This window comes from Stenotrophomonas sp. YJH_SMC_80 (genome assembly GCF_059372495.1).
Window position 1 is genome coordinate 67,746 of record NZ_JCAFVP010000007.1, and the last position, 12,610, is coordinate 80,355.

10 protein-coding genes and 1 pseudogene are annotated in these 12,610 nt (G+C 68.1%); all 11 read left to right on the plus strand.

Going from position 1 to position 12,610, the window contains the following annotated elements; translation table 11 throughout:
- Positions 1-10: 10 nt before the first annotated feature.
- Complete coding sequence (rsmH, locus tag AC5P99_RS13105) at positions 11-979, plus strand: 16S rRNA (cytosine(1402)-N(4))-methyltransferase RsmH (protein WP_012479154.1); 969 nt, start codon at positions 11-13, stop codon at positions 977-979.
- A complete protein-coding gene (gene ftsL, locus AC5P99_RS13110) occupies positions 976-1,239 on the plus strand; it encodes a cell division protein FtsL (protein ID WP_005412242.1) in 264 nt (87 codons plus the stop codon). The genes rsmH and ftsL overlap by 4 nt, the downstream gene beginning before the upstream one ends.
- The gene (locus AC5P99_RS13115; protein ID WP_049451412.1) at positions 1,236-3,080 is read left to right on the plus strand and encodes a peptidoglycan D,D-transpeptidase FtsI family protein; all 1,845 of its coding nucleotides are present in this window, start codon (positions 1,236-1,238) and stop codon (positions 3,078-3,080) included. The genes ftsL and AC5P99_RS13115 overlap by 4 nt, the downstream gene beginning before the upstream one ends.
- Complete coding sequence (locus tag AC5P99_RS13120; RefSeq protein WP_495213228.1) at positions 3,077-4,585, plus strand: UDP-N-acetylmuramoyl-L-alanyl-D-glutamate--2,6-diaminopimelate ligase; 1,509 nt, start codon at positions 3,077-3,079, stop codon at positions 4,583-4,585. The genes AC5P99_RS13115 and AC5P99_RS13120 overlap by 4 nt, the downstream gene beginning before the upstream one ends.
- Complete coding sequence (locus tag AC5P99_RS13125) at positions 4,582-5,976, plus strand: UDP-N-acetylmuramoyl-tripeptide--D-alanyl-D-alanine ligase (RefSeq protein ID WP_123958220.1); 1,395 nt, start codon at positions 4,582-4,584, stop codon at positions 5,974-5,976. The genes AC5P99_RS13120 and AC5P99_RS13125 overlap by 4 nt, the downstream gene beginning before the upstream one ends.
- Entirely contained in the window at positions 5,966-7,051 is a 1,086-nt protein-coding gene (gene mraY, locus AC5P99_RS13130; protein ID WP_004154219.1) for a phospho-N-acetylmuramoyl-pentapeptide-transferase, read from the plus strand. Before AC5P99_RS13125 ends, mraY begins: the two co-directional genes overlap by 11 nt.
- Before the next feature lies 1 nt (position 7,052).
- Positions 7,053-8,372, plus strand: coding sequence for a putative lipid II flippase FtsW (gene ftsW / locus AC5P99_RS13135; RefSeq protein WP_005408078.1), 1,320 nt, complete (start codon positions 7,053-7,055; stop codon positions 8,370-8,372).
- The gene (murG, locus tag AC5P99_RS13140) at positions 8,369-9,457 is read left to right on the plus strand and encodes an undecaprenyldiphospho-muramoylpentapeptide beta-N-acetylglucosaminyltransferase (RefSeq protein WP_088436074.1); all 1,089 of its coding nucleotides are present in this window, start codon (positions 8,369-8,371) and stop codon (positions 9,455-9,457) included. The genes ftsW and murG overlap by 4 nt, the downstream gene beginning before the upstream one ends.
- Before the next feature lie 40 nt (positions 9,458-9,497).
- Positions 9,498-10,934: a UDP-N-acetylmuramate--L-alanine ligase gene (murC, locus tag AC5P99_RS13145; protein WP_005408080.1), complete on the plus strand. Its 1,437-nt coding sequence runs from the start codon at positions 9,498-9,500 to the stop codon at positions 10,932-10,934.
- Complete coding sequence (locus AC5P99_RS13150; protein ID WP_049402364.1) at positions 10,931-11,893, plus strand: D-alanine--D-alanine ligase; 963 nt, start codon at positions 10,931-10,933, stop codon at positions 11,891-11,893. The genes murC and AC5P99_RS13150 overlap by 4 nt, the downstream gene beginning before the upstream one ends.
- Positions 11,890-12,567: pseudogene (locus tag AC5P99_RS13155) on the plus strand (cell division protein FtsQ/DivIB); the annotation flags it as partial. The gene AC5P99_RS13150 and the pseudogene AC5P99_RS13155, both read left to right, overlap by 4 nt.
- Positions 12,568-12,610 lie beyond the last annotated feature (43 nt).

Genomic DNA, 12,610 nt, shown 5'->3' on the forward strand with positions numbered 1-12,610 from the left:
GGGTGCCCGGATGCGCCCAGAAGCGCAGACCGGTCACCTCCCGGTGTCGCAGTCGCCGGCGGTGCACCTGCCGGTCCTGTACACCCAGGTCCTTGAAGGCCTGAGGGTGATCGAAAACGGACGTTATCTGGATGGCACGTTCGGTCGTGGCGGTCATGCACGTGGCGTGCTCACCCAGCTCGGTCCCGAGGGGCGCCTGCTGGTCATGGACAAGGATCCGGAAGCCATCGCCGTTGCCGAGCGCGATTTCGCGCCGGACCCGCGCGTGTCCATCTTCCGTGGCAGCTTCGCCCAGCTGCTGCAGTGGGATGCGACGGCCGAAGGCCTGGACGGCGTGCTGTTCGACCTGGGCGTGTCGTCGCCGCAGCTGGACGTGGCCGAACGTGGCTTCAGCTTCGGCAAGGACGGCCCGCTGGACATGCGCATGGACCCGGACAGCGGTGAAAGCGCCGCGCAGTGGATCAACCGCGTGGAAGAGCGCGAAATTGCCGACGTGCTGTGGACCTATGGCGAAGAACGCCAGAGCCGCCGCATCGCCCGTGCCATCGTGGCCCGTCGTGAGAAGCAGCCCTTCTCCCGCACCGCCGAACTGGCCGAGCTGATCGCCTCGGTGATGCCGCGTGGGAAAGACAAGATCCACCCGGCCACGCGCAGCTTCCAGGCCATCCGCATCCACATCAACCGCGAGCTGGCCGATCTGGAAGCCGGGCTCGATGCGGCCGTGGAGCGGCTCAAGCCCGGTGGCCGCCTGGCGGTGATCAGCTTCCATTCGCTGGAAGACCGCATCGTCAAGCAGTACATGAACCGCCTGGCCAAGGCGCCGCCGGCCAACCGCCGCCTGCCCGAGGCGGTCGCGTTCGTGCCGACGCTGGACCTGATCGGCGGTGCCATCAAGGCCACCGACGAAGAGCTGGCCGCCAACCCGCGCGCCCGCAGCGCCGTGCTGCGCGTGGCCCAGAAGCGGGAGGCCGACGCATGAGCCGGCTGCTGCTGATCATCCTGCTGGCGTCCACCGTGGCCTCGGCGATCGGCGTCGTGTTCGTGCGTCACCGTCACCGGCAGACGTTCATCGAGTTGTCGCGCGCCGAGCGCAAGCGCGATGACATCAATCTGGAATTCGGCCGCCTGCAGCTGGAGCAGGCCACGCTGGCCGAAGCCAACCGTGTCGATCGCATCGCCCGCGAGAAGCTCGGCATGAAGTTCCCCGAGGCCGCCGACATCGTGGTGGTGCGGCCATGAGCAAGACCGGCCGCAACCGCCCGCGCAACGCCTTCAACCTGCGCCAGCGCCTGCGCTGGGTAGCGCTGGCGCTCGGCCTGTGCTCGGTGTCGCTGGTCGGTCGTGCCGCCTACGTGCAGATCATCAACAGCGACTTCTACCAGCGCCAGGGCGAGGCCCGTTACCTGCGCGAGCTGCCGATCAAGACCTCGCGCGGCATGATCACCGACCGCAACGGCGAGCCGCTGGCGGTGTCCACCCCGGTCGCCTCGATCTGGGTCAATCCGCAGGACCTGCTGCGTTCGCCCGAGCGCATTCCGGAGCTGGCCCAGGCGGTCGGCATGTCGGTGGATGAGCTGAGCAGCCGCTTGTCGCAGAAGTCGGACAAGGAATTCATGTACCTGCGTCGCCGGATCAATCCGGACGAGGCAGAGAAGGTGGTCGCGCTGAAGATTCCGGGCGTGGCCGCGCAGCGCGAGTTCCGCCGCTTTTACCCGCAGGGTGAGGCGATGGCGCACGTGCTGGGCTTCACCAACATCGACGACCGCGGCCAGGAAGGCCTGGAGCTGGCGTTCGACGAATGGTTGCGCGGCAAGGCTGGTGCGAAGCGGGTGATCCGCAACCGCAAGGGCGAGACCGTCGAGAGCGATCTGCTGCGCGCCGCCGAGCCGGGCAAGGACCTGACCCTCAGCATCGACCGCCGCATCCAGTACCTGGCGTTCAAGGAACTGCGCAACGCGCTGGTGGCCAACAAGGCAGCGGGCGGTTCGATGGTGATCATGGACGTGACCACCGGCGAGATCCTGGCCATGGTCAACCTGCCGACCTACAACCCGAATTCGCTGACCGGCGCGCTGCCCGATGCGCGCCGCAACCGTGCGGTGACCGATCTGGTCGAGCCGGGTTCGACGATGAAGCCGTTGACCATCGCTACCGCGCTGCAGGCCGGTGCGGTGACCAAGGACACCATCATCGATACCAATCCGGGTTACATGACCCTGGGCCGCTTCACCATCCGTGACGTGCCGCGCAACAACGGCGTGCTGAACGTGACTGGCGTGATCACCCGCAGTTCGAACGTGGGTGCGGCCAAGGTCGCGGCGAAGATGCCGGACCAGGTGTTCTACGACGGCGTGCGCCGCTTTGGTTATGGCTCGGTACCGCACAGCGGTTTCCCCGGTGAATCCGGCGGCGTGGTGCTGCGCCCGGCGCGCTGGTCGGGTACCACCAAGACCACGATGTCCTACGGCTACGGCCTGAACGTGACGCCGCTGCAGATCGCTACCGCCTATTCGGCACTGGCCAACGGCGGTCGTCTGATCGCGCCGACCTTCGTCAAGGGCCAGCGCAATGAAGGCCAGCAGATCATCGACGAAAACGTCGCCAGGCAGGTGGTGGCGATGATGGAAACCGTGGTCACCCAGGGCGGCGCCAAGCAGGCGGCGGTGCTGGGCTATCGCGTGGCCGGCAAGACCGGTACTGCGCGCAAGGCCGGCCCGGGTGGTTACGAGCGTGGCCATTACAACGCGCTGTTCGCTGGCGTGGTACCGGCCACCAACCCGCGCTTCGCCACCGTCATCGTCATCAACGATCCGCAGGCCGGCAAGTTCTACGGCGGCCTGGTGTCGGCGCCGGTCTACCACAACGTGATGGAAGGCACCCTGCGCCTGATGGACGTGCCACTGGACGACCTGCAGTCGTGGCTGGCCGCACAGCAGTCCGGCAAGGTTGGCCACTCGGCCTCGATCCTGCCTGCGCCGCCGGCCGAGACCGCGCTGCCAGTGGATGCCGCCGCTGAATTCGATGCTGCGCTGCCGAGCGCGCACGCCCAGACGCCGCCCACTACGGGAGGCACGCAATGAGTCCTTCGATGTTGCTTTCGCAGTTGCTTCCGGATGTTGCCCTTGCAGGGCACGACCCCGTTCTGACCGGCCTGGTGCTGGACAGCCGCGCCGTGCGTCCCGGCAATGCCTTCGTCGCCATCGCCGGTTTCGGCGCGCATGGCCTGGGCTTTGTCGAGCAGGCCCGCGCCGCCGGTGCCAGCGCCATCCTGTTTGAACCGCCGGCGCCTGCCGAACTGCCGGCACCGGCCGATGCGATCGCCGTGCCGGGCCTGCGCGCACGCATGGGTGCGATGGCCGACCAGTTCCATGGCGCGCCGTCGCGGGCGATGGCGATGGTCGGTGTCACCGGCACCAACGGCAAGACCTCCACCGTGCAGCTGCTGGCCCAGGCCTGGCACCTGCTCGGTACGCCCAGTGGCAGTATCGGCACGCTGGGTGCCGGACTTTATGGCGCGGTCGAGCCGACCGGCTTCACCACGCCGCTGGTGCTGCAGATGCATGCGCTGCTGGCGCAGCTGCGCGACGCCGGTGCGCGCGCGGTGGCGATGGAAGTCAGCTCGCATGCGCTGGACCAGGGTCGCGTGGATGCCGTGCACTACGACGTGGCGGTGTTCACCAATCTCACCCGCGACCATCTGGACTACCACGGCGACATGGCCAGCTACGGCGCGGCCAAGGCGCGGCTGTTCCACCGTCCGGGCCTGAAGGCCGCGGTGATCAATCTGGACGACGCGTTCGGCCGCCAGCTGTTCGCCGGCCTGCCGGCGGGCGTACAACCGATCGGCCTGAGCTCGCGCGGTGCCACCGACGCCAGCGTGCGCGCCGAGGCGCTGCAGCTGGATGGCCGTGGCATTGCCTTCGAACTGGTCATCGACGGCCAGCGCGCGGCGGTGCAGTCGCCGCTGCTGGGCCGCTTCAACGTGGACAACCTGCTGGCGGTGGCCGGTACCCTGCATGCGCAGGGCCAGCCGCTGCCGCGCATCGCCGAAGTACTGTCGGCGCTGCAGCCGATCCGTGGCCGCATGAACCGCCTGGGCGGCGAAGACGGCCTGCCGACCGTGGTGGTCGACTACGCACACACCCCGGACGCGCTGGAACAGGCGCTGGACAGCCTGCATGGCCACCTGCAGGGCACGCTGTTCTGCGTGTTCGGCTGCGGCGGCGAGCGTGATACCGGCAAGCGCCCGCAGATGGCGGCCATTGCCGAGCGTCTGGCCAACCAGGTCATCGTCACCGACGACAACCCGCGTGGCGAGGATGGCGACGTGATCGTGGCCGACATCCTGGCCGGCTTCACCGATGCCTCCGCCGTGACGGTGCAGCGCAGCCGCGCGCGTGCGATCGGCCTGGCGGTGAAGCGTGCCGGTGCCGGTGACATCATCCTGATCGCTGGCAAGGGCCACGAGCCGCACCAGGAAGTGAATGGCGTGCGCCATGATTTCGACGACACCGAAGTGGCCGCCGCTGCACTGGCGGCCAAGGCCGGTGTACTAGAGGCGCAGGCCGGGGAGGGCACCGCATGAAGCGCACCCTGCTTTCGCTGATCGCACACTGGGCCGGCGGCGAGATCCACGGCGACGACGTGGCCATCGATGCGGTCAGCAATGACACCCGCAGCCTCGGCCCGGGCAGCCTGTATGTGGCGCTGCGCGGCGAGCGTTTCGACGGCCATGACTTCGCGACTGACGCGCAGGCGCGCGGTGCCAGTGCGGTGCTGGTCGAGCGCCTGCTGCCGATCGAACTGCCACAGGTGCTGGTGGCCGACAGCGAACTGGCACTGGCGAAGATCGCCACCGGCATGCAGCGCGACCGCGGCACCGAGGTGTTCGCGATCACCGGCAGCAACGGCAAGACCAGCGTGAAGAGCCTGCTGCTGTCGATCCTGCAGCAGGTGGCACAGCACGCCCACAAGGTGGTCTACGCCAACCCGGGCAACCGCAACAACGAGATCGGCCTGCCGCTGGCGGTGATCGATGCGCCGGAAGATGCCGACTACGCCGTCTACGAGATGGGCGCCGGCAAGCCGGGCGATATCGCCTACCTGACCGACATCGCCCGCCCGCGCTATGCGCTGGTCAACAACATTGCCCCGGCGCACCTGGAACGCATGGGCAGCCTGCTCGGCGTGGCGGTGACCAAGGGCGCGATCTATGCCGCGCTGCCGGCCGATGGCGTGGCGGTGATCAATGTGGACGATGCCTACGGCCGCTGGTTCGAACAGCATTTCGTCGGCACCCCGCCGCGTTGCCGCGTGCTGCGCTACGGCCTGGAACATACCGCCGAGGTGACCGCGCGCGACATCCGCGCCGGCGCGCAGGGCAGCCAGTTCACCCTGGTCGCACCGAGCGGCGAAGCCCGCGTGGTGCTCGGCCTGCCCGGTCGCCACAACGTCAGCAATGCGCTGGCCGCCGCCAGCCTGGCGCTGGCCGCCGGTGTCGACCTGGCGCTGATCGCGACCGGCCTGGCCGAAGCGCAGCCGGTGCCGGGCCGCCAGATTGCCCATCAGCTGCGCAATGGCGCGGTGCTGGTGGACGATAGCTACAACGCCAACCCCGGTTCGCTAGCTGCGGCCATCGACGCCCTGGCCGCCGCGCCGGAAGAGGGCTGGCTGGTGCTGGGCGACATGCGCGAGCTGGGTCCGGACGGCGAGGCGCTGCATGCGCAGGCCGGCATCCGTGCACGCGCCGCCGGCCTGAAGCGGCTGTATGCACTGGGTCCGCTCAGTGCCGCCGCTGCGGCCGCCTTCGGTGAAGGCGGACGCCATTTCGCTACCCATGGTGCGCTGTCGCAGGCGCTGCAGGACGAGTTGCACGCTGGTGTGCGCTGCCTGGTCAAGGGTTCCCGTGGCAGTGCCATGGACCTGATCGTCAAAGCGCTGCTGGCGCAAGGAGAGGAATCCCCGCATGTTGTATGAACTGGCTCGATGGTTGCAGCAGTTGGAGAGCCTGTTCGGGCTGTTCAACTACCAGACGTTCCGCGCCATCCTTGCCGCGCTGACGGCCCTGTTCCTGTCGCTGTGGCTTGGCCCGGCGATGATCCGCAAGCTTGCCCAGTTCAAGGGCGGCCAGCCGATCCGCAAGGACGGTCCGCAGACCCATTTCTCCAAGGCCGGTACGCCGACCATGGGCGGTTCGCTGATCCTGCTCACCATCACCCTGTCGGTGCTGATGTGGGCCGACCTGCGCAACCGCTACGTGTGGCTGGTGCTGGCGGTGATGCTGTGCTTCGGCGCCATCGGCTGGTATGACGACTGGATCAAGATCGTCCGCCGCGACCCGAACGGCCTGAAGTCGCGCTGGAAATACCTGCTGCAGTCGATCTTCGGCCTGGCTGCTGGCCTGTTCCTGTTCTACACGGCCGACGTGCCGGCGGCGCTGACCTTCTACATCCCGATGTTCAAGTCGGTGGCGTTGCCGCTGGCCGGCATCGGCTTCGTGGCCATCGCCTACTTCTGGATCGTCGGCTTCTCCAACGCGGTGAACCTGACCGACGGCCTGGACGGCCTGGCCATCATGCCCACCGTGCTGGTGGCCTGCGCGCTGGGCGTGTTCGCGTATGCCTCGGGCAACGTGGTATTCGCCAACTACCTGCAGATTCCGCAGATTCCGGGCGCCGGCGAGCTGGTCATCATCTGTGCGGCCATCGCCGGTGCGGGCCTCGGCTTCCTGTGGTTCAACACCTATCCGGCCATGGTCTTCATGGGCGACATCGGCGCGCTGGCGCTGGGCGCGGTGCTGGGCACGATCGCGGTGATCACCCGCCAGGAACTGGTGCTGGTGATCATGGGCGGCGTATTCGTCATCGAAACACTGTCGGTGATGATCCAGGTGGCCTCGTTCAAGCTGACCGGCAAGCGCGTGTTCCGCATGGCGCCGATCCACCACCATTTCGAACTGAAGGGCTGGCCCGAGCCGCGCGTGATCGTGCGCTTCTGGATCATCTCCGTCGTGCTCGTGCTGATCGGCCTGGCCACGTTGAAGGTGCGCTGAGATGAACGACCTGTCCCGCCAGGCAACACGCCTTGAAGCCATCGAAGGCAGCTACGACAAGTGGCTGCTGGGCGCGATCATCGCGCTCACCGGCGTGGGCGTGGTGATGGTGGCGTCCAGCTCGATCGCCTTGATGAGCAGTCCGTTCTACTACCTCAACCGCCACCTGATCTTCCTGGCGGTGGGTATCGTGCTGGCGGTCATCGCCGCCCGCACTGAACTGAAGTCCATCGAGCAGTACAACCAGATGCTGCTGCTGGGCTGCTTCGTGCTGCTGCTGGCGGTGTTCGCACCGGGCCTGGGCAGCACGGTCAACGGTGCGCGCCGCTGGATCAACCTGGGCATCTCCAAGTTCCAGACGGTCGAAGCAGTGAAAGTGCTCTACATTGTCTGGCTGTCCAGCTACCTGGTGCGTTTCCGCGACGAGGTCAACGCGACCTGGCCGGCGATGCTCAAGCCGCTGGGCGTGGCCGGGGCGCTGGTGGTGCTGCTGCTGCTGCAGCCGGACTTCGGCTCGTCCACCCTGCTGCTGGCGATCACCGCCGGCATGCTGGTGCTGGGCGGGGTGAACATGCCGCGCATGTCGATGCCGGTGATCATCGGCCTGGTCGGCATGAGCGCACTGGCGATCATCGAGCCGTACCGCATGCGCCGCATCACCTCCTTCCTGGACCCGTGGGCCGACCAGCAGGGCGACGGCTACCAGCTGTCCAACGCGCTGATGGCGGTGGGCCGTGGCGAGTGGACCGGCGTCGGCCTGGGCAACTCGGTGCAGAAGCTGTACTACCTGCCCGAAGCGCATACCGACTTCATTTTCTCGGTCACCGCCGAGGAATTCGGCTTCCTGGGCACCTGCGTGATCGTGGCCCTGTACGCGCTGCTGGTCGGCCGGACCTTCTGGCTGGGCATGCGCTGCGTGGAGATGAAGCGGCACTTCTCCGGCTACATCGCCTTCGGCATCGGCCTGTGGATCAGCATGCAGACCTTCGTTTCGATCGGCGTGAACCTGGGCATCCTGCCGACCAAGGGCCTGACCCTGCCGCTGATCTCTTCCGGCGGCTCGTCGGTGCTGATGACCTGCGTGGCGATGGGCCTGCTGCTGCGCGTGTCATATGAACTCAAGCGCGCCGAGCGCCGCCAGGCCGTGCGCATCGGCGGCACCGAAGACGCCGCTGCCGAGCCGAGCGACGAGCCGGCCGCGCCGGTGGCCGCCAGCGTACCGATGAGCGCCGAGCCGGTGGCTGCCGCTGCAGCGAACGCTGCGCGTGGCACCAGCCGCCTGCAGTCGCGCATCGAACCGACCTTCGGGAGGCTGTCATGAGCACAGCCACCGGCAACGTGCGCCCGGTGATGATCCTGGCCGGTGGTACCGGCGGTCACATCTTCCCCGGCCTGGCCGTGGCCCGCGTGCTGCGCGCGCGCGGCGTGCCGGTCACCTGGATGGGCGCCGACGGTGCGATGGAAACCCGTCTGGTGCCGCAGCACGACATTCCGATCGACACGCTGGCCATCACCGGCCTGCGCGGCAAGGGCAAGCTGGCCCTGCTGGGCGCGCCGTGGCGGCTGATGCGCGCGCTGCGCGCGGCCGGCATGATCATCCGCAAGCGCCAGCCGCGTGCGGTGGTGGCCTTCGGTGGATTCGCCTCCGGTCCCGGCGGCATGGCCACGCGCCTGCATGGCCTGCCGCTGATCGTGCATGAGCAGAACCGCGCACCGGGCCTGACCAATCGCATCCTGTCGCGCTATGCACGCCGTCTGCTGACCGGCTTCCCAGGCACCTTCGCCAAGGGCGAGGAGTTTGTCGGCAACCCGGTGCGTGCGGAGATCGCCGCCATCGCACCGCCGGAACAGCGCTTCGCCGACCGCCAGGGTCCGCTGCGCGTGCTGGTGGTGGGCGGCAGCCAGGGTGCACGCGCGCTCAATACCGGCGTGCCGCAGGCTATCGCTGCGCTGGGCGCCACAGTGCCGGTGCAGGTGCGCCACCAGAGCGGCGAGAAGATGCATGCCGAAGCGGTCGAGGCGTATGCCAAGGCTGGCGTGCAGGCGGAGATCACCCCGTTCATCGCCGACATGGCCGAGGCGTTTGCCTGGGCCGATCTGGTCGTATGCCGCTCCGGCGCGTCCACGCTGGCCGAGCTGTGCGCGGTCGGTGTCGGCAGTGTGCTGGTGCCATTCCCCGCTGCCGTCGACGATCATCAGACCCGCAATGCGGAGTACCTGGTCGAGCGCGGCGCAGCGGTTTTGCTGAAGCAGGACGGAACGCTGGCCGACGGCATTGCCGCACTGCTGCGCGATCTGTCCGAAAATCCCGCCCGCCGCATGCAGATGGCGCAAGCCGCGCGTGCCCTGGCCAAGGTCGATGCCGCCGAGCGCATCGCCGATATCATTCTCGAGGAAGCTGTATGAAGAAGGCATGCCACCGCGCCTGCCCTGCGCGAGGCCGCGCATGATCCGCCGCCTGCACGACACCAACGACCTGGTGCGCGCGTTCCCGCGCGTGCATTTCGTCGGCATCGGCGGCACCGGCATGAGCGGTATCGCCGAAGTGATGCTGACGCTGGGCTATGAAGTGTCCGGCTCGGACAACGCCGACAACGTGGCGACCCGCCGCCTGGCCAGCCTGGGTGCGCGCATCATGCGCGGCCACTCGGCGGCCAACGTGCTGGGCACCGACTGCGTGGTGGTCTCCAGCGCCATCCGCGAAGACAACCCGGAACTGATGGAAGCGCGCAGCCAGCGCATTCCGATCATGCCGCGTGCGGCCATGCTGGCCGAGCTGATGCGCTTCCGTCGCGGCATCGCCGTGGCCGGTACGCATGGCAAGACCACCACCACCAGCCTCACCGCTGCGGTATTGAGCGAAGGCGGCCTGGACCCGACGTTCGTGATTGGTGGCCAGCTGCTGGCCGCCGGCGCCAACGCCAAGCTGGGTGGTGGCCAGTGGCTGGTGGCCGAGGCCGACGAAAGCGATGGCAGCTTCCTGCGCCTGAATCCGTTGATGTCGATCATCACCAACATCGATGCCGATCATCTGGAGAACTACGGCAACGACTTTGCCCGCGTGCAGGCGGCGTTTGCCGAGTTCCTGCAGCGCCTGCCGTTCTATGGCCTGGCGGTGCTGTGCATCGACGACCCGGAAGTGGCTGCGCTGGCCGCCAGGACCCCGCGCCACGTGATGAGCTACGGCATGAGCCCGCAGGCCGACGTGCGCGCCGAGAACGTGGTGCAGGAAGGGTCGCGCATGCGCTTCACCCTGCGCCTGCCGCAGGGCACCAGCCAGGAAGTGGTACTGGCACTGCCGGGCAGGCACAACGTACTCAACGCACTGGCCGCCGCCGCAGTGGGCTGGCAGCTGGGCGTGGCCCCGGACGCCATCGCGCGTGCGCTGGAAGGCTTCGCCGGTGTCGGCCGTCGCTTCAACGATCTGGGCGAAGTGACCACCGCCAGTGGCGCCAAGGTGCGCATCATCGATGACTACGGTCATCACCCGAGCGAGCTGGAAGCCGTGTTCGCCGCCGCCCGTGGTGGCTGGGCCGACAAGCGCCTGGTGGTGGCCTTCCAGCCGCACCGCTACAGCCGAACCCGCGACCAGTTCGACAAGTTCGCCGCAGTGCTGTCCAGCGTCGATGCGCTGGTGCTGAGCGAGGTCTACCCGGCTGGCGAGGAACCGATTGCCGGTGCCGACTCGCATGCGCTGGCCCGCGCCATCCGCGCGCGCGGCCGCAGCGAACCGGTGGTGGTTGGCAAGGCCGCCGAGCTGGCCAGCGTGCTGCCGGACGTGCTGCAGGACGGTGACCTGCTGCTGATGATGGGGGCGGGCGACATCGGCGCCGTGGCTACCCACATCGCGGTGGAAGGCTTCAAGGGGGAGGGCGAGGCGTGAGCGCGCTGACCTTCCCGCCGCTGCGCGTGACCGACCCGGCTGTATTCGGCCGCGTCGCCGTGCTGCTCGGTGGCACTTCCAGCGAACGCGAGGTGTCGCTGGATTCCGGCCGCAACGTACTGGAAGCACTGCAGTCGCGCGGTGTCGATGCGTTCGCGGTGGATGGCATTCCGGCGCTGGCCAAGGCGCTGGCTGCCGGCGGCATCGACCGTGTGTTCAACATCCTGCACGGCCACAACGGTGGTGGTGAGGACGGCATCGTGCAGGGCCTGATGGACGCCTTCGGCGTGCCGTACACCGGCTCGGACGTGCTGGGCTCTGCGCTGAGCATGGACAAGATCCGTACCAAGCAGGTGTGGTTGTCGCTGGGCCTGCCGACCCCGCAATACCGCAAGGTCGACGCATCGAACGTGCATGCACTGGCGGCCGAGCTGGGCCTGCCGGTGGTGGTGAAGCCGGCCAACGAAGGCTCCAGCGTGGGTATCAGCCGGGTCACCGACGACGCCGGCCTGGATGAGGCCGTGGCCCTGGCTGCGCGCTACGACGGCCAGCTGCTGATGGAGCAGATGGTGGTCGGCGACGAACTGACCGTGGCCATTCTCGGCGACGTCGCGCTGCCGTCGATCCGCATCGTGCCCAAGGGCCAGTGGTACGACTACAACGCCAAGTACATCGCCGAGGACACCCAGTACCTGTGCCCGGGCCTGGACGGTGGCGACGAAGAGGAAATCCGCCGCATCGCGCTGGCCGCGTTCCGCGCTGCTGGCTGCCGTGGCTGGGGCCGCGTGGACGTGATGCGCGACCGCAGCAGCGGCCGCTTCTTCCTGCTGGAAGTGAATACCGCGCCGGGCATGACCAGCCATTCGCTGGTGCCCAAGGCCGCAGGCCAGGCCGGCATCAGCTTCGAAGAGCTGGTGTGGCGCGTGCTGGAACAGACCCTGGAGGCCTCGCACGCATGAACGCGGTGCTGCGCATCTTCGTCTGGCTGTTGGCGCTGTCGGTGGTTGCACTGCCGGTGGTGGCCGTGGTCAATGGCTGGGTCGGCGCCGAGCGCTGGCCGCTGGCGAAGCTGCGCGTGCATGGCGAGTTCAAGCGGGTACCGGCCGAACAGCTGCAGCAGGTGCTGCTGCCGTATGCGCGCGCCGGGTTCTTCGCGGTCAAGCTGCAGGATGCCCAGGACGCACTGGAAAAGTTGCCGTGGGTGGAAAGCGCACGGGTACGCAAGCAGTGGCCGGATGTGCTGGAAGTAACCCTGGTCGAGCACAAGCCGTTCGCGCGCTGGGGCAACGACCGCCTGGTTTCCGAGCAGGGAAAGCTGTTCCCCACGCCGAAGAAGCTGGCCGACCTTGCGCTGCCCGAACTGGATGGCCCGGACAGCCAGACCGAAGAAGTGATGAAGCTGTACAGCGACTCGCGTGCATTGTTCGCACCGGCCGGCGTCGATGTGCGCCGGGTGACGATGGATGCACGCGGCAGCTGGTCGCTGGTGCTGAGCAACGGCACCGAAGTGGTGGTCGGCCGCGACGACGCGCGCTCGCGCATGCAGCGCTTCGTCAAGGTACTGCCGCAGCTCAACCGTCAGGACGCGCCGATCGAGCGCGCCGACCTCCGTTACACCAATGGTTTCACGCTGAGCTGGGGTACCCCGGCCACGCCGGCGAAAACGCCGGCGACCC